We start from the raw sequence: 23934 nt of genomic DNA on the forward strand, positions 1-23934 counted from the left end.
CGCGGCAGGACAATGGATGACGGTGCAGACGATTCTGGAGGTATGTACATGTGCGAGCCGAAGCAGGCTCCCGGTGGGCCGGGCAGTGAGGGCCCGCGCCGCCTGAAGCCCGCGCAGCTGCTCTTCGAGCCACCCGAGGCCGTCGCCGACCCCGAGCACTTCTTCGATCTCGAATCGATCGAGGACCCGCGTGAGCTGCTGGCCCGCTCCACCGAGCTGGCCCTGGCGTTCCGCGCGGCAGCGGACCGGGCGACGGAGTTCCAGGCGGTGGCGGCGGCTCAGCTCGCCGATCCCCGGCGCTTCGACAGACTGCCGACGGCGGTGATCGCCGAGCGGGCGGAGTGGAGCGAGGACTACACGAAGAAGATGGTCGAGTTCGGCCGTGACCTGCTGCGCGGCAGCAGCCAGGCCGACTGACCCGGCCCACGGCCGGACGGCCCATGGTCCTCGATCATGGGCCGTTGGCATATGCGGCGCACAAGGTAGCGCACTGTCACCGCCCCTGTCCCGGTTTCCCGGAACTCGCCCCGACGGCCCCCCGTCCTGGCTGGAGCATGGGCCCATGAGCTCCCGGCCGTACGACCCGCGCCCCGCCCGCCACCGGCCCACGCCCGTTCCCTCACCCGCGCCCGCCCCCGCGCCCTCCGCCTCCTGGGCGCCGCCCGCCCCCGCGTACGTCACCCTGGCCGGGGCCGACTGGCTCGCGTCCGCCGGCAGAGCGCCCCACGAGGTGCACGCCCTGTGGGCCGACGACCCGATGGCCCCGGTCGTGCTCCCCTGCGGCACGGTGTTCGACGTGATCGACGCCCCGGCCCTCTTCGGCCGCCGGATACTGGCCCGGCTGTGGTCGCCCGGCGGCCCCGGCTCCGGGCCGGTGGCGGCCCACCGCGGCAGGCTGCTGCTGTTCGCCGCGCCCGGCACGGCCCAGCGGCTGCCCGCGCTGCTGGCCTGGGAGGAATGGGGCCGCCGGGACCGTACGGCTCCCCCGCTGCTCTGCTACGGCACGGGCGACGCCGTGACCGTCCCCCCGCTCTACCCGTCGCCCGAGGGGAGCGAGCCCACGTCGGCCGTCGCCCGCTGGCTGATCGCCCCGGAGGTGCGCCGCCCCCGGCTGCCGGGCGCCGACGCCCTGCTCTGGGCCTGCGTCCGGGCCGCCCGGGCGACGACCCTACCCATCACCACGGGGGGCTGAAACATACGGATTTTCTTTCCACCGGATCGGGGTGCTAAAGTCTTCCACGTCAGCAGGCGCCGCTAGCTCAGTTGGTTAGAGCAGCTGACTCTTAATCAGCGGGTCCGGGGTTCGAGTCCCTGGCGGCGCACAGACGGTCGAAGGCCCTCACCACACGGTGAGGGCCTTCGACGTGTATCCAGACGTGCATCCAGACGTATATCCACCAGGGGTCAGCCCCGGGTCACCCGGACCGTCCACGCCCCGGTCGCCAGGTGTCCGCGCGCCTCCACCCGCACCCCGTCCGCCTCCAGGGCCTCCCCCGCCCCCAGCGGCGCGTCCGCCAGCGGCGGGTAGACGGACTCGCCCCAGCAGGCGTGCCCGCCCGGATGCCCGTCCAGCACCTGGATGGGCCCGCCGCCCGAGGCGGTATCGCTGCGCACCCGGTAGACGAGGACCCCCTCGGTGCAGGTGGCCGAGTCATTGCCGGTGGCGCTGCGCGCCTCGACGACGATCGCGCTGGTCACCCCGGTACGGACCACCACCATGCGGGTGCGGGCGTCCGGGCCCGGGCGCATGGGGGACTCCAGCGGCTGAACGGTGTGCACGGTGGTGCCCGGCCCGCTGACGCAGTCGACCTGACGCGGGGCGAGCCAGCCCAGCTTCCACTTGTGCCAGCCGAAGGGCTCCGAGGCGAGCCCGAACTGGCTGCCCATGATGTCCCAGTCGCCCACGTGGGTGTCCCAGTCGCCCTTGCCGTCGGTCGGCCGGTGGTAGAGGTCGGGCAGGTCCAGGACGTGACCGGTCTCGTGCGCGAGGACATTGCGGTCCGGCGGGTGGTGCTCGAAGACCGTGACCACCCGGCGCAGCTCGGTGCCGTCGACGGAGATGGGTTCCTCGAGGTTGACGACCTTGGTCGCGTCGGAGTCGACGCCGGGGGCGTCGGGGTCGGCGACCAGATAGACGAGGTTGTAGCGCCGGAAGTCGACCTCCTTGTCGACGGCGGCGATGGCGTCCCGCAGATAGGCGGAGCGCTGCTCCCCGTCCCAGTCGCGCTGTATGTGGTAGTCGCCCGAGGGCCGGGGCATCCGGAACCACTTCTTCAGCGGGTGGACACGCAGGGTGAACCTGCCGTAGGAAGCGCGCTCGAAGAAGCGCGAGGTGCCGGGGAAGTGGTCGGCGGCGAGCCGGTCGGGGGTGACAAAGGGCTTGGAGTCCGGGAAGGACAGGAAGACCATCACGGCGTCGAGCCGTCCGACGGGCCGGGGGTAGTCCTGATTCCAGGTGTCGAGGCCCTCGGAGTGGTGGGCCTGACTGCGGGGCAGCGCACAGGGGCCGCCGGGCCCCGTGGCATGGGCCGGCGCGGCGACCACGGTCGTGGCGATCGCGCACAGGCAGGTGAGCACCGCGCCGATGCGGCGCAGCCGGGACCGCTCCGCGCGTCGCGGCCGGTCCACTCCCATGGGTGTCAGCGGACGCACCACGTCGACCTCCGGGGACGGAATCGGGAGACCTCACCCACCCTCTTGTTATTTGCGGTGTTATGCCCCGTTTCACTACCCCAGTCGAGTGACTAAGCCGACTTCTGGGTACATCACACTCAGTCACTGACGGTCAATCGACTAGACGCAACCATCCAGCCTCAGGCGTGAGTGTGCGCGGACGCGCATGGACGGACAGAAACGGTCGGACCCAAGCCGACGGCTCCACCCCTCGCGGCCGGGCCGCTGGAACGGTCCCTGCGCGGGCTCTATGCTCGCCACACTTCCAGCACGGAATCCCCCTACAGACGGCGATTTGCCGTCTTTTCCACCACGCGTACGAGACGTACGACTCCCCGCACGGACCCCGTGCGGAACCACTGTCACGCGGGAGCGAGCGTTGAGCGGAACACTCGACGGCCACGGCGGTCCGCCCGACCCCACGCCGCCAGTCGTCACGCAACGTCATGCCACGTCGGATGACGCCTCGAACGTTTCGGATGCCACGCCGGATTTCGCGTCGGACGTCGCGTCGGATGTCACGCCGGACGATTTCCGCGCCGCCTTCCGGGCCGCACAGCTCGGCATGGCCGTCGTCGGCCGCGACGGCCGCGTACGCACCGCCAACGCCGCCCTGGGCGTACTGCTGGGCACCGACCCCGACCTGCTGCGGGACTCCCCCGCCGCCGAACTCGCCGGGCTGCGCGAGGACCCCCGCGCGTGGAGCGCCTACCGCGAGGTCCTCCTCGGCCGCCGCGACCGGCTGAACTGCACCCGCCGGCTCAGACGGCCCGGCGGCCGGGAGGTGTGGGCCGAGGTGACCGTCACCGCGCTGCCGGAGACCCGCGACGCCCTGCTGTCGGTCTCCGACATCACCGACCGGCGCGATCTGCGGGCCCGGCTGCGGCACCTGCGGATGCACGATCCGGTGACCGGGCTGCCCAACCGGAGCCTGTTCTTCGAACGCCTGGCCGCCGCCCTGGCGGCCGCCATGCCCCGCCCGGAGGGCGTACCGCCCCCGGACACCCCGCACCACCCCGACGCCCCGCCCTACCCCGACGCCAGGCCGCACCCGGACGCCAGACCGCACCCGGACGGACTGTCGGGCGGCGACCGGCGCCGCGGCGGGCGGATCGGGCTCTGCTACCTCGACCTCGACGGTTTCAAGGCGGTCAACGACACCCTCGGCCACCGGGCCGGGGATCTGCTGCTGGGCGCGGTCGCCCGGCGGCTGACGGAGTGCGCGGCCCCGGACGGGCATCTGGTGGCCCGGCTGGGCGGCGACGAGTTCGCGCTGCTGGTCGAGGAGTCCGCGGGCACCGAGCAGCTGGTCGATCTCGCCGCGGCCGTCCAGGCGGCGCTCACCCGCCCGTTCGAGGTGGCGGGGCAACGGCTGGCGGTGTCGGCGAGCATCGGCGTCGTCGAGCGCCCGGCGGCGGGGACGCACGCGACGGAGCTGATGCAGGCCGCGGACACCACGCTCTACTGGGCCAAGGCCGACGGCAAGGCCCGCTGGACGCTCTTCGACCCCGAGCGCAACGCCCACCGGATGACCCGGCAGGCGCTGTCCAACACCCTGCGGCCGGCCGTGGAGCGGGGGGAGTTCGTCCTCCAGTACCAGCCGCTCGTGGGGCTGGGCGACGGTGTCGTACGGGGGGTGGAGGCGCTGGTGCGCTGGCGGCACCCCCAGTACGGGACGCTCGCGCCGAATCGGTTCATCGGACTGGCCGAGGAGACCGGTGCCATCGTGCCGCTCGGCCGCTGGATCCTCGCCACCGCGTGCCGTCAGGCGCGCCGCTGGCAGCTCGACCACCCGGGCGAACCGCTCGTGGTCAGCGTCAATGTGGCGGTACGTCAGGTGTGGGACTCCGACCTGGTGGCGGACGTCGCCGGGATCCTCGCCGAGACGGGGCTGCCGGCGCGGCTGCTGCAGCTGGAGCTCACCGAGTCGGCGGTGATGGGTTCGGCCGGCCGGCCGCTCCAGCAGCTCCAGGCGCTGCGCGACATGGGCGTCGCCATCGCCATCGACGACTTCGGCACCGGCTACTCCAACCTCGCCTACCTCAGCCGGCTGCCCGTCTCCACCCTCAAGCTCGACGGCTCCTTCGTCCACGGCTTCCGGGCCGAGGAGCACCCCAACCCCGCCGACGAGACGATCGTCGAGGCGCTGGTGCAACTGGCCCACCGTCTGGGGCTCACGGTGACGGCGGAGTGCGTGGAGAGCGCGGAGCAGGCGGAACGGCTGGGGCGGATCGGGTGCGACACGGGCCAGGGGTGGTTCTACTCCCGCCCCGTGCCGGCGGACCGGATCTCGGCGCTGCTCACCACGGGGGTACGTCCGTAAGTCCGCGGGGCGGGGGCGGGGTGGGGCGGACGGGCCCTTACGGGGCTGGCCTCTTCGCGGTGCCTGCTATCGCGGTGCTGGTTGCCCCGTATGTGGCTCCAGCGGCGAAGAGGCCTTTACGCCCCTACCAGGGCCCATCCGCCCCACCCCGCCCCCTCACGTCACTGCCCGGCCGCGCCGCCGGGGAACCCGTACGCGTCGGCTATCAGCTCGTAGCTGCGCAGCCGCGTCTCGGGGGTGTGGGTGTTGGCCGTGATCATCAGCTCGTCCACGCCCGTGCGCTTGGCCAGCGCGTCGAGGCCCTCGCGTACCTCGTCCGGTGTACCGAAGACCACGTTTCGCAGCCAATCGGCGACGAACTCCTGCTCGGCGAGGCCGAGTGCGGTGGACTCCGCCTCCTCCGGCGACGGGACCAGGCCCGGCCGGCCGGTGCGCAGGCGGAGCATCGCCATCGCGCCGGTGAGGACCTGGCGGCGGGCCTCCTTGGGGTCGTCGGCGGCGAGCGCCTGGACGCCGATCTTGGCGTAGGGGCGGTCGAGGACGTCCGAGGGCCGGAAGGACTCGCGGTAGAGCTCCAGCGCGGGAAGCGTGTGGGCCGACGAGAAGTGGTGCGCGAAGGAGAACGGCAGGCCGAGCAGCCCGGCCAGGCGGGCGCTGAAGCCGGAGGAGCCCAGCAGCCAGATCGAGGGCCGGTCGGCGCGCTGCACCCCGCCCGGCACCCGCCCCTGGATGGGTCCGGGGACGGCGTGGATGCGGGCGAAGCGGTGGCCGTCGGGGAAGTCGTCGTCCAGGAAGCGGGTCAGTTCGGCCAGTTGCTGGGGGAAGTCGTCCGCGCCTTCCGCGAGCCGGTCCTGGCGGCGCAGCGCCGCCGCGGTGGCGCCGTCCGTGCCGGGCGCGCGCCCCAGCCCCAGATCGACGCGCCCCGGCGCGAGGGCCTCCAGCGTGCCGAACTGCTCGGCGATCACCAACGGCGCGTGGTTGGGCAGCATCACTCCGCCCGAGCCGAGGCGGATGCGCTCGGTGTGGGCGGCGAGGTGGGCCAGGATGACGGCCGGGGAGGAGCTGGCGACGCCGGGCATGGAGTGGTGCTCCGCGACCCAGAAGCGGTGGTAGCCGCGCCGCTCGGCGAGCCGCGCCATCTCGACCGTCGCGGTCAGGGCCTGCCGTGCCGTCCGGCCGCTGCCGACGGTCGCGAGATCCAGTACGGACAGGGCAACGGGCGCGCTGCCGAGGGGTTTCGCCCGGATGATGTCGTCCTGCACGTCGGCCACGGTGGCCCGCCTCCCTGGTTGACTGCCTCGGTCCGGAGCGCTCGTGGCGCTCCGACCAGCAGCAACCGGAGAATATCTCCGCTTATTCCGCCGGACGCGGCCGGAACGTCCCGGGACACCGGCATATGCCAAGGTCGCGGCGGGCAGGAACAGGAAAGGACCGTCGCCGCGATTCTCGCCAACTCCCTCTCGCGGCGGTCGGTTTCGCCGTTACCGTGGAGGGTGGTACACCCGCAAGTAACCACAAGGGGGAGACCGTGGCGCTCAGCCCCGAGCCGACCGCTCCACTCGGCGCAGTGCGCGCTGCGCGTACTGGAGACGGTCGCCAAATACACCGGCGGCGTCAGCCAGGCCCAGATCGCCCGCGAGACCGGGCTGCCCCTGGGGCGGCTCGCCCACCTGCTGGCGATGCTCCACCGCGAGGAGTACGTGGAGCTGACCGGCGACGGCGGCTACGTCACCGGCACGTCGCTGCTCCTGCTGAGCACGAGCGGCGACCGCGCGGCCGCCCTGGAGCGCAAGCTCCAGCACGCGCTGTCCACGCTGCGCGACACGGTGGGCGCCGCCGTCTACCTCAGCACCTACATCGACGGCGAGATCCGGATCACGCAGTACGCGGACGGGCCGCGCACCCCGAAGGTCCACGAGTGGGTCGACTTCCGCTCCGCCGCCCACGCGACGGCGCTCGGGAAGTGCCTGCTCACCCAGCTCGACCACGACGACCGGCGCGACCACCTCGCCCGCCACCAGACCGCCCGGCTCACCTCCAAGACGATCACCAACGAGCGGATCCTCTTCAGCAAGCTGGACGCCCAGCCCTCGACCGTCCCCGTTCTCGACCTCCAGGAGTACGCCGTGGGCACGGTCTGCGCGGCCGTGCCGATGTCCGCCGGGCGCTCGGTGGGCTCGCTGGCGCTCTCGCTCCCGGTCAGCCACGCCCACCGGCTGCGCGAGGCCGCGGACACCCTGAACCGGCACGCGGCCCCGATGCTGATCTCCCTGGCCCTCTAGGGGCGGCAGGGGCCGGTGTGACCAGTGGTTCGGAGCACCTCCGGACATCGGGTAGAGTTCTCTCTGTCGGCAGGCGCCGCTAGCTCAGTTGGTTAGAGCAGCTGACTCTTAATCAGCGGGTCCGGGGTTCGAGTCCCTGGCGGCGCACAGACGGTCGAAGGCCCTCACCACACGGTGAGGGCCTTCGGCGTATGCCCGGGCGCGCGGTCGCGGGCGGGCGGACGGCCCGTAGCATGGAAGGCCGTCCCGGCACCGGATCCCGGGGCGCGCCGACGACGGGCAGGGAACAGGGAGGAGAGGGCACGTGCCGCAGCACCGCCGGAGAGAAGCAGCCGCAGCGCTGCTGCTCCTCCTCGCGGTCCTCTTCGGCCCGGTCGTCTGCGGCGCCGGCTCGGCCGCGTACGCGACGGGCAGCGGCTCCGTCCAGGCCGTCTCCGCGCCCGTCCGGCACCCGGCCGCCCCCACGGCGCCCGAGCTGCGGCCGCGCACCGACGTCAAGGACACCGGCGGCAGCTGCCGGCAGCAGGACACGCCCCTCAAGGGCGCCGAGACCGCCGTCCCGCACACCCAGGCCGACCCGCTCGGCGCCCCCGGCACCGCCCGCACGGCGCTCCCCCGCGCCCGGGCCCCGCAGGTCACCGCCCCCAGGGCCCCGCCCGTGGCGGCGGCCGGCCGCGCCGAGCTGCTCCCCGTCCTACGGATCTAGACCGCCCACCACGGCCCGCGCCGGGCCGTGCTCCGGCACACCCAGATTCCGTACGACCCAGGGAGTCCCCTCCTCATGTCCGCACGTCCCGCACGCCTCTCCTCGCCCTCCCGCCGTCTGGCGGCCATCGGCGCGGTCCTCGCCCTCGTCGTGGCGGTCGTCGCCGCCGGCATCGCCATCGCCAAGAACACGGGCGGCTCCGGCAAGGACAAGCCCGCCGCCGACGCCGGGCCGTCCTTCGACCCCAACCAGGCCACCTACGACAAGCTGGAGAAGGCCACCAGCCGCCGCGAGAACGGCGACCCGCTCGCGCTCGGCAAGGCCGACGCCCCCGTCGTGCTGGTCGAGTACGCCGACTACCAGTGCTCCTACTGCGGCCGCTTCACCCGGGAGACCCAGCCCGAGCTGGTCAGGAAGTACGTCGACGCGGGCGTCCTGCGCGTCGAGTTCCGCAACTTCCCGATCTTCGGCAAGGACTCCGAGCGCGCCGCCCGCGCCTCCTGGGCCGCCGGCCGGCAGGGCCGTTTCCGGCAGTTCCACGACGAGGTCTTCGCCAAGCTCCGCAAGGGCGACGCGCTCGCCGAGGACAAGCTCGTCGACATGGCCGGCAAGGCCGGTGTGAAGGACCTCGACAAATTCCGCGCCGACCTGTCCGGCGCCGAGTCCGAGGCCGCGGTCAAGAAGGACCAGGAGGAGGGCTACTCCCTCGGCGTACAGAGCACCCCGTCCTTCCTCGTCGGCGGCCGGCCGCTCGCGGGCGCCCAGCCGATGAAGGAGTTCGAGGCCGCCATCGCCCAGGCGAAGGCGGTCAAGGAGGCCGCCGGGAAGTCGGGCAAGTGACCGACATCGGCTACCTCGCCGCCTTCCTCGGCGGCGTCCTCGCCCTGGTCAGCCCGTGCAGCGCGCTGCTGCTGCCCGCGTTCTTCGCCTACTCCCTGGCGAGCCCCACCAGGCTCCTCGCCCGCACCGGCGTCTTCTACCTGGGCCTCGCCACCACGCTCGTCCCCCTCGGGGCCGCCTCCACCGCCGCCAGCCGGCTCTTCAACGGCCACCGCGAGCTGCTGATCACCGTCGGCGGCTGGGTGGTGATCGCCCTGGGCGCGGCCCAGATCGTCGGCCTCGGCTTCGCCTCGAAGAAGGCCCAGGCCGCGGCGGGCCGGATCACTCCGCGCACGGCCGCCTCCACCTTCCTCCTGGGCTGCGTCTACGGGCTGGCCGGCTTCTGCGCCGGGCCGATCCTCGGCGCGGTGCTGACCGTGACGGCCGTGGACGGCGACCCCCTCCACGGGGCGTCGATGCTCGCCGTCTACGCGCTGGGCATGGCGCTGCCGCTGTTCGTGCTGGCCCTGCTCTGGGACCGCTTCAAGCTGGGGCAGCGGCGCTGGCTGCGCGGGCGGGAGCTGCGCCTGGGCCGGCTGCGGCTGCACACCACCTCGCTGGTGTCCGGACTGTTCTTCATCGCCATCGGGGTGCTCTTCCTCGGCTGGGGCGGGACCACCGGGCTGCCGGGGCTCGTCGACGCCGAGCAGGAGTTCCGGCTGGAGGAGCTGGTCTCCCGGGTGGGCGGCGCGGTGCCGGACTACGCGCTGCTGGCAGCGCTCGCCCTGGTGGCGGCGGGCGCGCTGGCGTGGTTCGCGCTGCGGCGCCCGGCCGACAAGGCCGGTGACGGCCCGGACGGGTCCGACGGCCCGTAGGCCCCGGTGCCGCCGTGGGGCGCCCGTTCGCCGGGCACCCCACGGCGACCGTCAGAACTGCACGTCGGAACAGGCGTAGAACGCGTTGCCCGTGTCGGCGACGGTCCAGACGGCGAGGATCAGCTGCTTGCCGCTCTTCCCCGCCGGGAGCGTGCCCTGGTGGGTGACCGTGGCGTCGGGGATCCGGCCGCCGTAGGGGACGGTCAGGAACGGCTGGGGTTCGAGATCCGCTCTGCTGAGCGGCCGGTTCGGGTCGTAGTGGTCGTTGGTGATGTAGTAGCGGAAGTCCGTGGTGGCGTGGCGGGCCGTGAGCTTCCAGCGGAAGGTGTAGTCCCGCCCTGCCGTGACCTTGGTGGCCGGCCACTCCCCGCCGCGCGGGTCGTCGAGCTCCGCGAAGCGGCTGTTGCCGCCGGCACAGAGGGTGCCGTCGGACGGCCCGTGGGACGGGAAGCCCTTGGGGCCCTCGACGGACTGGGGCTCCCACTGGATCTCACCGCAGTCGCTCACCGCACCCTGGGCGCAGAACACCTGACGGCTGGTGGGTGCGTCGGTGTAGCCGTGACTGTTGGCACTTCCGGTGGAGACGAGGGAGATACAGGCGACGCTCAGGCCGATGATCGCCGCACTGATCCTTTTGCGCATACGTCACTCCTCGAGAACGTGGGGGGTTCTGTGAGCCGAGTGGATTGCGGTCTAGACCAAGAGTGACGCTAGTACCGGCCGACGGTCATGTCCAGGCCAAAATTGGGGTCTTGACGTCACCGTCGGTCGCACCGCTCCTCGTCGCCCGTACAGGTGACCGGCGATTCGGACTCCTCGTCCCAGCGAGGCCCGTCACGGTCGGGTGACTCGATCCGGCCGTACATGCGCGCGTCGAAGTACGCGAGGCTGGAGATCCGCACCCGGGTCCCCGGGCGGGCCGCCTCGACGTAGCGCCCGCCGCCCAGGTAGATCGCGACGTGGTGCACCCCGGAGGCCCGGCCGTCGCTGGACCAGAAGACGAGATCACCACGACTGAGGGCGGAGCGCGGGATGCGCCGGGTGGCGCGGTACTGGTCGGCCGCCAGCCGGGGCAGCCGGACCCCCGCCCGCCGGTACGCCTCCTGGACGAGCCCGGAACAGTCCCAGCGGTGGGGCCCGGCACCGCCGTAGCCGTAGGGGTCGCCCAGATGGGCCAGCGCGAAGGCGATGGCGGGCTCCAGCCCGCGGATCCTGGCGCTCTCGCCGCCACCGCTCCCGCCACCCTGATCGGCGATGTCGTCGCCGTCGACCGCGGTCGTGTCGTCGGCGTCGGCCAGGGCCTCGGGGGGCACCTCGGCGGGCAGGTCCTCGGGCCTGGTCGCGGGCGGGCCGCCGTCCGGGTCGTCCACGGCCGCCACCACGGGGTCCGGCGTGGGGTCGGGCCGCTCGGTCGCGAGGGCGAACGTGCCCGTACCGGCCAGCAGCGTCGCCCCGGCGGCCGCCAGCAGCGCCCGGCACCCGGTGCGCCGGGGACGCCCGGGGCGTCGATGTCGGGAGTGTCGGTGCCGGCCGCGCCCGGCGGGTATCTCCTCGGGCATCTCCCCGCCGCCTTTCCCTCGGTTCCGCTCGGCACAGCTTCTCAGCGCCGGAGGAGAACCGCATGTCGCACGACAGTCACCCTCCGTAATAAATATCGCCTGATTTTCGGGCATAGCGATCTCGATGGTCGGGGGCACCCCGAACGTCGGGTAGAGTCTTCTCTGTCAGCAGGCGCCGCTAGCTCAGTTGGTTAGAGCAGCTGACTCTTAATCAGCGGGTCCGGGGTTCGAGTCCCTGGCGGCGCACGCGAGTCTCAGGGCTCCTCACCATCGGTGAGGAGCCCTGAGTCGTTCTCTGTTCGATGCGAACATCTACACGCATCACTGATGACCGCTTCCGCAACATTCGTAAGCATCTTCGTTCGACGTACCGCTTTGCCCGGTAAACACCTTGTTTCACCCTTGCGATCATGATGCGCGGTCCGAGATCCTAAAGCGCACGGCTTCACCCAATGTCACGTCGCCAACGGGTAGTTGGGTGGCGCCCGCAGGGAGCCGGCACGGGGCATGCCCGCGCGCGGCCAGGGGGGCCGGGGGGCCCGCGAAACGGCACACACACGCAGTGAGCATGCGTGCGGGGGGAATGACACATGACGTCCACGCCTGCCGACGCCCGGCAGCAGCCCTACGACCCAGCGGTGACGGCGCGCCCGCGCCTTCCGGCCCCGGCCGGCGCGGACGGACCGCCACCGGCGCCCCACCCGCCCAGACGCGCGTCGCCGCGCCGCCGCGAGCCCCTCCCCCGCTTCGACTACGAGCACTACAGCCGGCTCGCCGGCCCGCTGAGCCCGCCCCCGGAGGGCCCCGGCCCGTACCGGGTGCGCTATCGCAGCCTCCTCGCCGACGAGCCGCACCGCGTCCAGGCGGCGCTGCTGCTCGGCGCGGCGCCCGTGGTCTCGCTCGGCCTGCTGATCTGGCTGATGCAGCCCGCCCACTGGACCCAGCGGGAGCACGGCACCCCGCTGATGCGTGCCCTCGACACGGTCATGCTCGTGTCGATCGGGCTGATCGAGCTGTTCCGCACGCTGAACGTGACGTCCAACGCCCACGCCACCCTCGTCGCCCGCGACCCGATACCGGTCGTCCCCGAGACCGGCACCAGGGTGGCCTTCCTTACCTCCTTCGTGCCGGGCAAGGAGCCCCTGGAAATGGTCACCAGGACCCTGGAGGCGGCCGTCGCGGTCCGCCACCGGGGCCCCGTGCACGTCTGGCTGCTGGACGAGGGCGACGATCCCGAGGTCAAGGCCGTCTGCGAGCGCCTGGGCGTCCGGCACTTCTCCCGCAAGGGCGTGGAGAAGTGGAACCAGCCGAAGGGTCCCCACCGCGCGCGCACCAAGCACGGCAATTACAACGCCTGGCTCGACGCCCACGGCGACGACTACGACTTCTTCGCGTCCGTCGACACCGACCACGTGCCGCTGCCCAATTTCCTCGAACGGATGCTGGGCTACTTCCGCGATCCGGACATCGCCTTCGTCGTCGGCCCCCAGGTCTACGGGAACTACGAGGCGGCCGTCACCAAGGCGGCGGAGAGCCAGCAGTTCCTCTTCCACGCGCTGATCCAGCGCGCCGGGAACCGCTATGGCTCACCCATGTTCGTGGGCACCAACAACGCCGTGCGGATCAGCGCCCTCAAGGGCATCGGCGGCCTCTACGACTCGATCACCGAGGACATGGCCACCGGCTTCGAGCTCCACCGCCACCGCAATCCGGAAACGGGCCGGAAATGGCGCTCGGTCTACACCCCGGACGTCCTCGCCGTGGGAGAGGGCCCGAACGCCTGGACGGACTTCTTCACCCAGCAGCTGCGCTGGTCCCGGGGCACCTACGAGACGATCATCAAGCAGTACTGGAAGGGCCCCTTCACCCTGTCGCCGGGGAAGTTCCTCAATTACACCCTGATGGTCATCTATTATCCGATGACGGCGATCAACTGGATGCTCGGAGCGCTGAGTTGCGCGCTCTTCCTGGGGCTCGGCGCCTCCGGGATCTCGATCAATTCCGAGATCTGGATGATGCTCTACAGCGACGCGGCGGCCCTCCAGATCGGCCTCTACATCTGGAACCGCCGGCACAACGTCTCCCCCCATGAGCCCGAGGGCTCGGGCGGCCTCGCGGGCATGGTGATGTCCGCGCTCTCCGCGCCGATCTACGCCCGCTCGCTGACGGACGCGGTGCTGCGCCGCAAGAGCTCCTTCGTGGTGACGCCCAAGGGCGATTCGGCCAGCCCCGACACCCTCTTCGGCACCTTCCGCATCCATCTGTTCTTCCTACTCGTCTTCGGGGGGTCGCTGGTGGCCTCCTTCGTCCTCGGCCACACCCATGTGGCCATGCGCACCTGGGCGTCGCTCGCCCTCGCGGTCACCGTGGCGCCGATCGTCGCGTGGTCGTGGACGCTGTACCGCGCCAAGCATCCCGAGGGAGCCCGTCAGCGATGAGATTCCAACCGAGCCGCCGCACCCGGCGAACGGCGGCGGGCGCGACGGTCGTGTGCGCCCTGGCGGGAATGAACGGCCCGGCGCTCTGGGACTACACCGCGGCCCGGTATCACGCGTACACGATCAACCAGCCCGCCTACAAGGCGCGGAACGGCCACTGGGACGTCGTGGACGTCCCCCCGGAATACCGCATCAACACCATCCACGCCGCCCTGCTGCACACCGGCAAGGTGCTCCTCGTGGCCGGCTCCGGGAACAACGCCGCGAATTTCAAGGCCAAGTCCTTCCGCACGGTCCTGTGGGACCCCCGCAAGAACACCTTCAAGAACATCCCCACGCCCAAGGACCTGTTCTGCGCGGGCCACACCCAGCTCCCCGACGGCAAGCTCCTGGTGGCGGGCGGCACCCAGCGCTACGAGAAGCTCAACGGCGACGTCACCAAGGCCGGCGGCCTGATGATCGTCCACAATGAGAACCCGGACAAGCCGATGACCTTCCCGGCGGGCACCCGCTTCACGGGCAAGGCCAACCACAAGACCTTCGAGTCCAAGGACGCCGTCCTCGTACCGCGCGCCACCAAGACCGGCGAGGGCGACAAGGTCAAGGTCACGGCCAGTACCGCCCGCGTCTATGTCGAGGCCCTGGAGAAGGGCCCCACGTACGAGACGGGAACCACCGACAACTACCGCATCGACGGCCTCACCGGCGTCGACGCGCAGAACAACTACGGCATCGCCAACAAACTCTCCTTCGACAAGAAGGATTTCCAGGGCATCAAGGACTCCTTCGAATTCGACCCCGTGGCCGAGCGCTACATCACGGTCGACCCGATGCACGAGGCCCGCTGGTACCCCACCCTGACCACCCTCCAGGACGGCAGGGTGCTCTCGGTCTCCGGGCTGGACGAGATCGGCCAGGTCGTCCCCGGGAAGAACGAGATCTACGACCCGAAGACCAAGAAGTGGACGTATCTCCCCCAGGAGCGGTTCTTCCCCACCTATCCGGCCCTCTTCCTCGCCGACAAGGGAAAGATCTTCTACACCGGCTCCAACGCCGGTTACGGACCGGCCGACAAGGGCCGCACCCCGGGCCTGTGGGACCTGGAGAGCAACTCCTTCACCGAGGTACCCGGCATCAGCGACCCGGACGTCCTGGAGACGTCGATGTCCGTGCTGCTGCCGCCCGCCCAGGAGCAGCGCTTCATGGTCCTCGGCGGCGGCGGGGTGGGCGAGGACCGCAAGTCCACGGCCAGGACGCGCATCGTGGACCTGCGCGAGGACAAGCCCCGTTTCCACGACGGCCCCGACCTCTACGCCGAGGTCCGCTACCCCAGCAGTGTCATCCTCCCCGACGACACCGTGCTGACCACCAACGGCTCGGGCGACTACCGGGGGCGCAGCCAGTCCAACGTCCTGCGGGCCGAGCTCTACGACCCGGGCGCCAACTCCACCCGTGGCGTCGCCGATCCGCTGGTGGGCCGCAACTACCACTCCGGTGCGCTGCTGCTGCCCGACGGCCGGGTGATGACCTTCGGCTCCGACTCGCTGTTCGGCGACAAGGACAACACCAGGCCCGGTACGTTCCAGCAGCAGATCGACCTCTACACCCCGCCGTACCTCTTCCGCGACGAGCGCCCGGCGTTCAAGGACACCGGCCCCCGGACCGTCGGGCTGGGCGAGCGGACCTCGTACCGCACCAGCGACCCGAAGGCGATCTCCCGGGCGCGGCTGATCCGGCCGGGGTCCTTCACCCATGTCACCAACATCGAGCAGCGCTCGATCGCGGTGGACCTGGCCAGATCGGCCGACGGTGTGACCGTGACGATCCCCGGGGACCCGTCCCTGGTGCCGCCCGGCTGGTACATGCTGGATCTGGTCGACGAGAAGGGCACCCCGTCCGAGGCGGTGTGGATCAAGGTCCCGGTGGCGGAGAAGCCGTCCGGGGAGCAGGAACAGCCTTCCGGGGAGCAGGAGAAGCCCTCCGGGGAGCAGGGGGAGCCCTCCGGGGAGCAAGGGGAGGGATGAGTGCTCAGCGGGTGTTGCGGGCCAGCTCCAGGGCGTAGGTCTCCCACCACTGGCCGGCGTCCGGGCCGCCCTTGCAGGCGCCGTCCGACTCCCCCGGCCGTTTGACCCACAGATAGGCGTCCACGAGCGCGTCCCCGGTCCGGGTGGTCGGGGGGGCGCCGAGGGCGCGGCCGGAGGGGTTGCACCAGGTCTTCTCGTGGTCGCCGCCGGAGAGCGGGCCGTTGCCGTTGCGGCTGGTGTCGATGACGAAGTGCTTGCCGCCCAGCAGCTCGGAGATCCGGTGGCCGTAGTCCTTGCTGTCCTGGGTGGTCTGGAAGTTGGAGACGTTGAGGGCGAAGCCGTCGGCCTGGTCGATGCCCGCGCGGCGCAGCGGGTCGGCCATGCGGCCGGCGGGCGTCACCCAGCTGGGGTTGCCCGCGTCCAGGTAGACCTTGGTCCTCGGGAGGGCCTTCAGCTTGCCGACGGCCTCCTTGAGCAGCGCGTAGCGCTCCTCGTGGAACTGCTGGGGGGTGCAGCCGTCCTCCATGTGCGGCAGGGCGTCGGGTTCGAGGATGACGGTCGCCCTGCGGTCGCCGATGCCCGCGGCGGCCTTGTCCAGCCAGGCCCGGTAGGCGTCGCCGTCGGAGGCGCCGCCCTGGGAGTACTGGCCGCAGTCGCGGTGCGGGATGTTGTAGAGGACGAGCAGCGCGTCGCGGTCGACGGCCGTGGCGGCCTCGGTGAAGCCCCGGGTCTGGGAGTCCGGGTCGTCGGCGCCCACCCATTCGGCGACGGGCTGGCCGGCGATCTTGGCGATCAGCGCGGCGTCCTCGGCCTTGCCGGCCTTGCCGAGCCGGACGGCCTCCCGGGCCGCGGTGCCGTCGGGGTTGACCCAGTAGGGGGAGGTGGACTTGGGGAGCTGGGAGGGGGCCTGGACGGCGAGGGCGTCCTTCCGGGGGACACCGGACTCGTCCGAGGAGCCGCAGCCCGTGGCCGCCAGGAGCAGGAGCACCCCCGCCGCCGTTCCCGTCCGCGCCCATGCCCTGCGGCCCCGGCGCGCGCGGCCGGAGTAACTGCGGTACATCCACTCCCCCTTGGGTGTACTGCCTGTGGAGGTGATTGACGGAAGTGCCGTCCCCATGCTGGCACAGACGTGCCCACGCCCGGGGGCAGTCATGCCACGACACGTGGGGGGTCGCCCTGTCGGGCGACCCGGCCGGCGGGCGCCCGGGCGCCGGGCCGGAGCGCCCGCCGGGGGCTCAGACGGCACGGCCGGATCCCGTGGCGGCGGCCTCGGTCGCGCCGGTCAGATAGGCGGAGACGACGACATTGGCGCTGTAGGAGCGCCGGTCACGGTCGTAGTAGCCGCCGCAGGTGATCAGGCGCAGTTCGGCGCGGTCCTTGACGCGGGGTCCGTAGGCGCGCGCGGCGTCGAAGCGTTCCTTGGTGAAGACGGAGATGTCCTCGACGGTGAACCGGGCGACGGAGCCGTCGGCGCGGGTGACGTCGACCTCGGTGCCGCGCCGGATGCCGCCGAGCCCGTAGAAGACGGCGGGCGCGTGGTCGGTGTCGAGGTGGCCGACGAGGACGGCAGCGCCGGGGCTGCCCGGCTGGGGCCCGTCCCGGTACCAGGCGACGGCGCCGGGCCGGGCGTACGGGGGCGGGGCGACGGCACCCTCGGGGGTCAGGCCGTGGTCCTCGACGGGGGCACGGACGTTCATGGCCTTGATGGTCAGGCCGCGTGGGGCGCTCCCGGCCAGGGGCCGGTGGGCGGGGGGCAGCGCGGGGTCGGCGGGCCGGCCGACGGCGGCCACGTCGCCGGTGGTGGGGGCGGTGGCCATGGGCACCTCGGTGATGTCGCGTCCCCACAGCCACAGCGCCACCAGCAGGGCGGCCCAGGCCGTGCCGGTGAGCAGCCGGCCGGTGCCTTTGGGGCGGTCCTCGTCCATGGCGGTCGTCCGTCCTCCGGCCGGGTCAGCGCCGGGCCGCGGTGGTGCGCCGCCGGTGCCAGATCAGCGCGCCGGCGATGGCCGCGGTGGTGCCCGCGAGGACGAGGCCGGCGGTGTCGGGCGGTTCCACGGCGGTCGCCCGGGTGGTGCTGCCGCCGCCTCCGGCGGGGACGGGGGCGACGGGCGAGGAGTGGCCGAGCCGGTGGTCGCGGCCGGTGAGGGCGTGGTCGTCGCGGTCGGAGAGGGAGCCGGCGGCCGGGTGTTCGGCGTCGGGGTGGTCGCCGCGGCGGACGTCGGAGCCGTCGGTGACGACGGTCAGCTTGCCCTCGGCCGTGTGTTCCGTCCCGTCGCAGCTGACCCGGACCGGGTAGGTCCCGGGGCGGACGGCCTCGCGGACGGTGGCCTCGGCGAACAGCCCGGCCGAGTCCTTGGCGAGCTTGGCGTCGGAGACGAACGCCTCGGAGGTGGCGGTCCCGCGGTCGCCGGCGCAGCCGGAGACTCTCAGCTGCACCTCGGCGCCGGGCCGGCTGGTGACGGGGGTGAGCTCCATGGTCCCGGACATGGTGACGGGCCCGTCGTTGGCGTCGGCGGCGCCCGCGCCGGCGACGAGGGCCGCCGCCGTCAGGGCCCCGCAGAGGGCGGAGCGGACTGCATCCATAGTGAACCTCCTGGTACTCCCGAGGTTCACCCGGCGATGTCCGTGGACGCATCCGCTCCGTAGCCGTATTGCTCCATTTGACGATCAACCAAGCCGGTCGGGTCAGCGCGGGCCCGGCCGGGCGGTGGGACGGGGGCTCGGGCGCGGGGCTCGGGCGCGGGGGCGGGCGTCAGATCAGCTCGACGAGGTCCGCGATGGAGTCGACGACCCTGGACGGGCGGAACGGGTGGAGGTCGACCTCCTCGGCGCGGGTGAGGCCGGTGAGCACCAGGAAGGTCTCCATGCCGGCCTCCAGGCCCGCCAGGATGTCGGTGTCCATCCGGTCGCCGATCATGGCGCTGGTCTCGGAGTGGGCGCCGATGGCGTTGAGGCCGGCCCGCATCATCAGGGGGTTGGGCTTGCCGACGAAGTAGGGCTCGCGGCCGGTGGCCTTGGTGATGAGCGCGGCGACGGAGCCGGTGGCGGGCAGCGCGCCCTCGGCGGAGGGGCCGGTCTCGTCGGGGTTGGTGGCGATGAACCGGGCGCCGTCGTTGATCAGGCGGATGGCCTTGGTGAGCGCCTCGAAGCTGTAGGTGCGGGTCTCGCCGAGCACCACGTAGTCGGGGTCGGCGTCGGTGAGGACGTAGCCGATGTCGTGGAGGGCGGTGGTCAGGCCGGCCTCGCCGATGACGTAGGCGGTGCCGCCCGGCCGCTGGTCGTCCAGGAACTGGGCGGTGGCCAGGGCGGACGTCCAGATGTTGGGGACGGGCACGTCCAGCCCGATCCGCTTCAGCCGGGCGTGGAGGTCGCGGGCGGTGTAGATCGAGTTGTTGGTCAGCACCAGGAAGGGCTTGCCGGACTCCCGTAGCCGGGCGATGAAGGCGTCGGCGCCGGGAACCGGGATGCCCTCGTGCATGAGGACACCGTCCATGTCGGTGAGCCAGGACTCGATCGGCTTGCGTTCTGCCACTGCGGGACTCCTGCCGTGCTGTGCACCTGCCGTGCCGTGCCCGTCGCGGGACGCGTCCGGGGACGCCGGGACGACACCACTCGTGCGTCGCCCCGACACCTCCAGCCTAATCAGTCGCCCTGATCAGCTGCCGGTGGCCGCCTTCCAGGCGCCGACGTAGGAGGGCAGGTTCCTGTCGATATCCGCCCAGTCGGGACGGAATATCTCGACGCCCTTCATGAGGTTCGCGAGGGAGGTGGCGCTGAGGTCGGTGGCCTTCACATCCGTGCGGGAGGAGAAACCGCCGCCCACGCCGGAGACCGCCTTCTGGACGGGTTCGGTGAGGAGGTAGTCCAGGAATTTCCTGGCGTTCTCGCCGTGCGGGGCGTCCTTCACCAGTCCGGCCGCGTAGGGCAGGGCGAAGGTGGTGGGCTTTCCGTCGTCGCCGGCCGGGAAGAAGATTCCCTGGTTCGGCATGGACTTCATGTTCGCGAAACTCATCTGGACGTCGCCGTTGGCCACCAGGAGTTCGCCCTTGTCGACCTTGGGGGCGAGCTGGCCGGTCGACTTCGAGGGGCCGACGTTGTTGGCCTGGAGGTCCTTGAGGAAGGCCATGGCCTTGTCCTTGCCGCCCAGGTCGTGCATGGCCTTGATCAGGACGGCGGTGCCGTCGCCCGCGACGCCGGGGGTGGAGTACTGGAGCTTTCCCTTGAACCTCGGGTCGAGGAGGTCCTTCCAGGTCTTCGGCGGAGTTTCCTTGAGTTCCTTCGAGTTGTAGATGAAGCAGAGGTAATTGTTGGCGATCGAGGTCCATTTGCCGTTCGGGTCCTTGTCGCCGGCCGCGACGTTCTCGGCACCCTTGGGCGTGTAGGGCCGCAACAGGCCCTTTCCGTCGGCCTGCTGGATGAAGGGCGGCAGGGTGACGACCACGTCGGCCTTGGTGTTGGACTTCTCCCGGTCCAGGCGCTGGACGAGCTCCCCGGAGCCGCCCTCGACGTAGTTGACCTTGATTCCGGTCTCCTTCCGGAAGTCCGCGAAAACCTTGTCGTAGAAGCCGGAGCCGTCCTCGGCCTTGAGGCCGTCGGCGCTGTAGACGGTGATCTCCTTGGCGTCACCGGCGGCGGAGGTGCCGCAGCCGGTGAGGAGCGCGCCGCCGAGGCACAGGAGGGGCAGGAAGCGGAGGGGACGGGGCATGGTGGGCCGGAACTCCTTCGGTGGTGGGCTAGCGGTAGGAGGCCCTCGTACGGATCCGGGAGACCGCGGTCAGGACGATCAGCGTCGCGCCCATGAGGACGACGGCGAGCGCGGCGCCCGAGAAGAGCGACCCCCGGTCGGTGGCGGCGAAGACCGTGACCGGCAGGGGCAGCCAGTCCGGCGGGTAGAGCATCATCGTGGCGCTCAGCTCGCCCATGGACAGCGCGAAGCAGAGCCCGGCGGCGGCCGACAGCGACGGCAGCAGCAGGGGCAGCTTGACCCGCCGCAGCACGTGCGCCGGGCTCGCCCCGAGACTGGCCGCGGCCTGCTCGTACACGGGGTCCAGACGGCTCAGCGCGGCGGTCACGGACTGGTGGGCGAAGGCCGTCACCAGCACGGCGTGGGCGAGGACGACGATCGTGGGCGTGCCGTTGAGGAGCAGCGGCGGCCGGGAGAAGGCGACGAGGAGCGAGAGGCCCACGACCACGGACGGCACGGCGACCGGCAGCATGAACAGCGTGTCGACGGCCCGGCCCAGCCGGCGGGCCCGGGTGCGCAGCGCCTGGACGGCGAGGGCGGACCAGGTGCCGACGGCGAGGGCCGACGCGCTCGCCGCGAGGGCGGTCAGCAGGCTGGTGACCAGGGCGTCGAGCGCGTCGCCGCGGGCGGCGTCCCGGTAGTGCGCGAGGGTCGCACCGGAGGGGAGCGCGCCGCTCCAGCCGGTGGCGAAGGAGGCCGCGACGATCACCAGGAACGGCAGCGCGAAGACGGGCAGGAAGACCGCGGCGAAGGCGGCCCACACGGCCCACCGGGCGGGGCGGCTATGCACGAGCACGTCGGACTCCGTTGAGGGAGGTGATGGACCGGTAGAGCCCGTAGAGAGCCACCGAGAGGGCGATGTTCACGACCGCGACGACGCAGGCGCCCGTGTAGTCGCCGTCGAGGATCGCCTTGCCGTAGACGAGCGTCGGCAGGGTCGTCACGCCCTTGGCTCCGGTGAAGAGGACGATCCCGAACTCGTTGAGGCACATCACCAGCACCAGCGAGCCACCGGCCGCGAGCGACGGCAGCGCCTCGGGCAGGATCACCCGCCGCACGATCCGGGGCGCGGTGGCCCCGAGCGAGGCGGCGGCCTCCAATTGCGCGGTCTCCACCTGGGAGAAGGCGGCGAGGAGCGGGCGCATCACGAACGGCGTGAAGTAGGTGACCTCGGCGAGGAGGACGCCCCAGGGGGTGTGGAGGAAGTCGAACGGCCCGTGGGCGGCCCCGGTCGCCCCGGTCCACAGGCCGTTTGCCATGCCGGCGGTGCCGTAGACGAAGAGCAGGGCGAGGGTGATCAGGAAGGACGGGAAGGAGAGGAAGACGTCGACGAAGCGGCTCAGCGCCTTTCCGCCCGGGAAGGGGACGAAGGCGATGACGAGCGCGAGCGCGAAGCCGAGGACGACGGCGCCGAGGGTGGCGCCGACGGCGATGAGGACGGTGTTGACGAGGGCGTCGCGGAACGCGGCCTGCGCGAGGACGTCGCCGTAGGCGGACAGCGAGAATCCGCCGCCGTCCGGGGAGACGGACTGCCGGAGGACGAGGGCGAGGGGGTAGAGGAAGACGAGGCCGAGGACGGCGAGGGGTGGGAGCGCGAGGGCCCAGGCGGGAACGGCCCCCCGAGCCCTCGGACCCCGGGGGGTCCGGGGGGCCTGCCCCCCGGGAAACGGGAAGGGGCGGGTCCGGGGCTCGCTCCCGCCGCGCTCAGCCACGTGCCACCCCCGTCGGCAGCAACACCGCGTCCTCCCCCGCGAAGTGCAGCGCCACCTCCGCGCCGAGCGGCGGCGCCTCCCTCAGCTCCCGCACGTCCGCCTTCACCCGGTGCCCGGCCACGTCGACGCACAGCCGGTGCGTGGCGCCGCGCCACTGGAGCTCGGTGAGCGTGCCGCGCAGGGTGTTGGGCCCGGCGCCGAGGGCGAGCAGGTGCGGGCGGACGCACAGCGTGGCCGAGGCACCGGGGGCGACGTCCCCGGCCGGGGGAACGTCCAGCCGCGTGCCCGCGAAATCCGCGCCGCCCTCCGTGACCGTGACGGGCAGCAGGTTCGCGTCGCCGACGAACGACGCCGTGAACTCGCTGCGCGGGCGGCGGTAGAGGTCGTGCGGGGTGCCGCAGTCCTGGAGGCGGGCGCTGTCCATGACGGCGACGCGGTCGGCGAGGGTGAGCGCCTCGACCTGGTCGTGGGTGACGTACAGCATGGAGACGTCGGGCAGTTCGCGGTGGAGCCGGGCGAGTTCGGCGAGCATGCCGGAGCGCAGCCGGGCGTCGAGCGCGGAGAGCGGTTCGTCGAGGAGGAGGACGTCGGGCCGGACGGCCAGCGCGCGGGCGATGGCGACGCGCTGCTGCTGTCCGCCGGACAGTTCGCGCGGGTAGCGCCTGGCGTAGGCGGTCATGCCGGTCATCTCCAGCGCCTCGGCGACGCGGGCGGCGATCCCGGCGCGGGGCGCCTTGCGGGCCTTGAGCCCGAAGGCGACGTTGGCGTCGACGCGCATGTGCGGGAAGAGGGCGTACTGCTGGACCACCATGCCGACGCCGCGCCGGTGCGGGGGCAGCGCGGTGACGTCCCGGTCGCCGATGAGCACCCGTCCGGAGGCCGGCTGGACGAACCCGGCGACCGCCCGCAGCGCGGTGGTCTTGCCGGAGCCGGAGGGGCCGAGGAGTGCCATGACCTCGCCGGGCCGGACGGTGAGGTCGAGCGCGTCGAGGACGACGGTTCGTCCGTAGGCGACCGTCACGTTCTCAAACGTGATTCCGCTCATCGATCGCCTGCCACCGCGGCGGCGCGCTCGTACGCGGCGATGGCGTCGGGGAGTTCGGCGACCGACCCCAGGACGTGGGTGGCGCCGGCGGCGCGCAGGGCGGTCTCGTCGTGGGCGCCGGTGAGGACGCCGGCCGCGAGGGCGGCGCCGGAGCGGCGGGCGCTGCGCATGTCGTACGAGGTGTCGCCCGCGACGGCGATGCCCCGGACGGAGTCGGCGGCGTGGGTGCGCAGCAGGGCCGTGAGGACCATGTCGGGGTACGGGCGGCCGCGGCCGCCGGCGTCGGCTGGGCAGAGGGTGAGGTCGGCGAGGCCGGTCCAGCCGAGGGCGGCGAGGACGGCGTCCTGGGTGACGCGGGCGAATCCGGTGGTGAGGACGACGGTCCGGCCCTGGGCGCGCAGTCGCTCGACGGCCTCCCGGGCGCCGGGGAGCGGCGCCACGTGCCCGGCGTCGACGAGCCGCCCGTAGGCGGTCTCGAAGGCGGCGTTGGCGCGCTGGGCCTTCTCCTCGTCGCCGCCGAAGAGGTGGCGGAAGACGGAGATCTTCGACTCGCCCATGGTGGCGCGGACGTAGGTCAGTTGCGCGGCGTGCTCGGGGGTGCCGGGCTCGACGCCCAGGGCGCGGGCGGCGGCGTCGAAGGCGCGCTCGACCAGGCCGTCGTCGGCGACGGTCGTACCGGCCATGTCCAGGACGACCAGGCCGATCTTCTCGTTCTCTTGTGTCTCTCGCATCTC

Annotated in this window: 22 protein-coding genes and 3 tRNA genes; 12 read left to right on the plus strand and 13 right to left on the minus strand. The window is 72.3% G+C overall.

Annotation, left to right across the window (positions count from 1 at the left end; all coding sequences use genetic code 11):
- Positions 1–48: 48 nt before the first annotated feature.
- The 3 genes from IE096_RS17240 (at position 49) to IE096_RS17250 (ending at position 1322) form a co-directional block, all read left to right on the plus strand.
- Complete coding sequence (locus IE096_RS17240) at positions 49–417, plus strand: DUF8844 domain-containing protein (RefSeq protein WP_126914274.1); 369 nt, start codon at positions 49–51, stop codon at positions 415–417.
- A gap of 145 nt (positions 418–562) precedes the next feature.
- Positions 563–1192, plus strand: a complete 630-nt coding sequence (locus IE096_RS17245) for a bifunctional DNA primase/polymerase (RefSeq protein ID WP_189452577.1) — start codon at positions 563–565, stop codon at positions 1190–1192.
- A gap of 56 nt (positions 1193–1248) precedes the next feature.
- A tRNA-Lys gene (locus tag IE096_RS17250) sits at positions 1249–1322 on the plus strand.
- Positions 1323–1404: 82 nt separating this feature from the next.
- Here the strand turns inward: IE096_RS17250 and IE096_RS17255 are convergent.
- The gene (locus IE096_RS17255; RefSeq protein WP_189452579.1) at positions 1405–2634 is read right to left on the minus strand and encodes a M6 family metalloprotease domain-containing protein; all 1230 of its coding nucleotides are present in this window, start codon (positions 2632–2634) and stop codon (positions 1405–1407) included.
- Between the two features lie 418 nt (positions 2635–3052).
- Between IE096_RS17255 and IE096_RS17260 the strand changes: the two genes are divergently transcribed.
- The gene (locus IE096_RS17260) at positions 3053–4996 is read left to right on the plus strand and encodes a putative bifunctional diguanylate cyclase/phosphodiesterase (RefSeq protein ID WP_189452581.1); all 1944 of its coding nucleotides are present in this window, start codon (positions 3053–3055) and stop codon (positions 4994–4996) included.
- 161 nt (positions 4997–5157) lie between these two features.
- Here IE096_RS17260 and IE096_RS17265 read toward each other — a convergent pair whose 3' ends face one another.
- Complete coding sequence (locus IE096_RS17265) at positions 5158–6267, minus strand: LLM class flavin-dependent oxidoreductase (protein ID WP_189452583.1); 1110 nt, start codon at positions 6265–6267, stop codon at positions 5158–5160.
- Positions 6268–6489: 222 nt separating this feature from the next.
- On the opposite strand from IE096_RS17265, the gene IE096_RS17270 reads away from it, so the two are divergent.
- The 5 genes from IE096_RS17270 (at position 6490) to IE096_RS17290 (ending at position 9678) form a co-directional block, all read left to right on the plus strand.
- Positions 6490–7278 carry an IclR family transcriptional regulator gene (locus IE096_RS17270; RefSeq protein ID WP_189452585.1) on the plus strand — a complete coding sequence of 263 codons (789 nt, stop codon included), beginning with the start codon at positions 6490–6492 and terminating at the stop codon, positions 7276–7278.
- 73 nt (positions 7279–7351) lie between these two features.
- Positions 7352–7425 (plus strand) — tRNA-Lys (locus tag IE096_RS17275).
- A gap of 157 nt (positions 7426–7582) precedes the next feature.
- Complete coding sequence (locus IE096_RS17280; protein WP_189452587.1) at positions 7583–7984, plus strand: hypothetical protein; 402 nt, start codon at positions 7583–7585, stop codon at positions 7982–7984.
- A gap of 75 nt (positions 7985–8059) precedes the next feature.
- Positions 8060–8824 (plus strand): DsbA family protein, encoded by a 765-nt coding sequence (locus IE096_RS17285; protein ID WP_189452589.1) that lies wholly within the window; start codon positions 8060–8062, stop codon positions 8822–8824.
- A complete protein-coding gene (locus tag IE096_RS17290) occupies positions 8821–9678 on the plus strand; it encodes a cytochrome c biogenesis CcdA family protein (protein ID WP_189452591.1) in 858 nt (285 codons plus the stop codon). The genes IE096_RS17285 and IE096_RS17290 overlap by 4 nt, the downstream gene beginning before the upstream one ends.
- A gap of 51 nt (positions 9679–9729) precedes the next feature.
- On the opposite strand, the gene IE096_RS17295 is transcribed toward IE096_RS17290, so the two are convergent.
- Together IE096_RS17295 and IE096_RS17300 are read right to left on the minus strand one after the other, a co-directional pair.
- Entirely contained in the window at positions 9730–10320 is a 591-nt protein-coding gene (locus IE096_RS17295) for a lytic polysaccharide monooxygenase auxiliary activity family 9 protein (protein ID WP_189452593.1), read from the minus strand.
- 116 nt (positions 10321–10436) lie between these two features.
- A complete protein-coding gene (locus IE096_RS17300) occupies positions 10437–11237 on the minus strand; it encodes a C40 family peptidase (protein ID WP_189452595.1) in 801 nt (266 codons plus the stop codon).
- Positions 11238–11409: 172 nt separating this feature from the next.
- Here IE096_RS17300 and IE096_RS17305 point away from each other — a divergent pair.
- The 3 genes from IE096_RS17305 (at position 11410) to glxA (ending at position 15699) form a co-directional block, all read left to right on the plus strand.
- A tRNA-Lys gene (locus tag IE096_RS17305) sits at positions 11410–11483 on the plus strand.
- A gap of 344 nt (positions 11484–11827) precedes the next feature.
- Positions 11828–13675, plus strand: a complete 1848-nt coding sequence (locus tag IE096_RS17310; RefSeq protein WP_189452597.1) for a glycosyltransferase family 2 protein — start codon at positions 11828–11830, stop codon at positions 13673–13675.
- Positions 13672–15699: a radical copper oxidase GlxA gene (gene glxA / locus IE096_RS17315; RefSeq protein WP_189452600.1), complete on the plus strand. Its 2028-nt coding sequence runs from the start codon at positions 13672–13674 to the stop codon at positions 15697–15699. Before IE096_RS17310 ends, glxA begins: the two co-directional genes overlap by 4 nt.
- 4 nt (positions 15700–15703) lie before the next feature.
- On the opposite strand, the gene IE096_RS17320 is transcribed toward glxA, so the two are convergent.
- From IE096_RS17320 to IE096_RS17360, 9 genes are all read right to left on the minus strand, one after another.
- On the minus strand, positions 15704–16759 hold the full coding sequence (locus IE096_RS17320; RefSeq protein ID WP_189452602.1) for a glycoside hydrolase family 6 protein: 1056 nt from the start codon (positions 16757–16759) through the stop codon (positions 15704–15706).
- Between the two features lie 175 nt (positions 16760–16934).
- Positions 16935–17624 carry a class F sortase gene (locus tag IE096_RS17325; RefSeq protein ID WP_189452604.1) on the minus strand — a complete coding sequence of 230 codons (690 nt, stop codon included), beginning with the start codon at positions 17622–17624 and terminating at the stop codon, positions 16935–16937.
- A gap of 25 nt (positions 17625–17649) precedes the next feature.
- Positions 17650–18282, minus strand: coding sequence for a hypothetical protein (locus IE096_RS17330; protein ID WP_189452607.1), 633 nt, complete (start codon positions 18280–18282; stop codon positions 17650–17652).
- Between the two features lie 169 nt (positions 18283–18451).
- On the minus strand, positions 18452–19231 hold the full coding sequence (locus tag IE096_RS17335) for an HAD-IIA family hydrolase (RefSeq protein WP_189452609.1): 780 nt from the start codon (positions 19229–19231) through the stop codon (positions 18452–18454).
- Between the two features lie 123 nt (positions 19232–19354).
- Positions 19355–20404: a 2-aminoethylphosphonate ABC transporter substrate-binding protein gene (locus tag IE096_RS17340; RefSeq protein ID WP_189452611.1), complete on the minus strand. Its 1050-nt coding sequence runs from the start codon at positions 20402–20404 to the stop codon at positions 19355–19357.
- 28 nt (positions 20405–20432) lie between these two features.
- The gene (locus tag IE096_RS17345) at positions 20433–21239 is read right to left on the minus strand and encodes an ABC transporter permease (RefSeq protein ID WP_189452612.1); all 807 of its coding nucleotides are present in this window, start codon (positions 21237–21239) and stop codon (positions 20433–20435) included.
- Positions 21226–22155, minus strand: a complete 930-nt coding sequence (locus IE096_RS17350; RefSeq protein ID WP_189452614.1) for a 2-aminoethylphosphonate ABC transporter permease subunit — start codon at positions 22153–22155, stop codon at positions 21226–21228. The genes IE096_RS17345 and IE096_RS17350 overlap by 14 nt, the downstream gene beginning before the upstream one ends.
- Positions 22148–23200, minus strand: a complete 1053-nt coding sequence (locus IE096_RS17355; protein ID WP_189452616.1) for an ABC transporter ATP-binding protein — start codon at positions 23198–23200, stop codon at positions 22148–22150. The genes IE096_RS17350 and IE096_RS17355 overlap by 8 nt, the downstream gene beginning before the upstream one ends.
- The gene (locus IE096_RS17360) at positions 23197–23931 is read right to left on the minus strand and encodes a phosphonatase-like hydrolase (protein WP_189452617.1); all 735 of its coding nucleotides are present in this window, start codon (positions 23929–23931) and stop codon (positions 23197–23199) included. The genes IE096_RS17355 and IE096_RS17360 overlap by 4 nt, the downstream gene beginning before the upstream one ends.
- Between the last annotated feature and the right edge of the window lie 3 nt (positions 23932–23934).

It is taken from the genome of Streptomyces abikoensis (genome assembly GCF_014648775.1).
GTDB lineage: Bacteria > Actinomycetota > Actinomycetes > Streptomycetales > Streptomycetaceae > Streptomyces > Streptomyces abikoensis.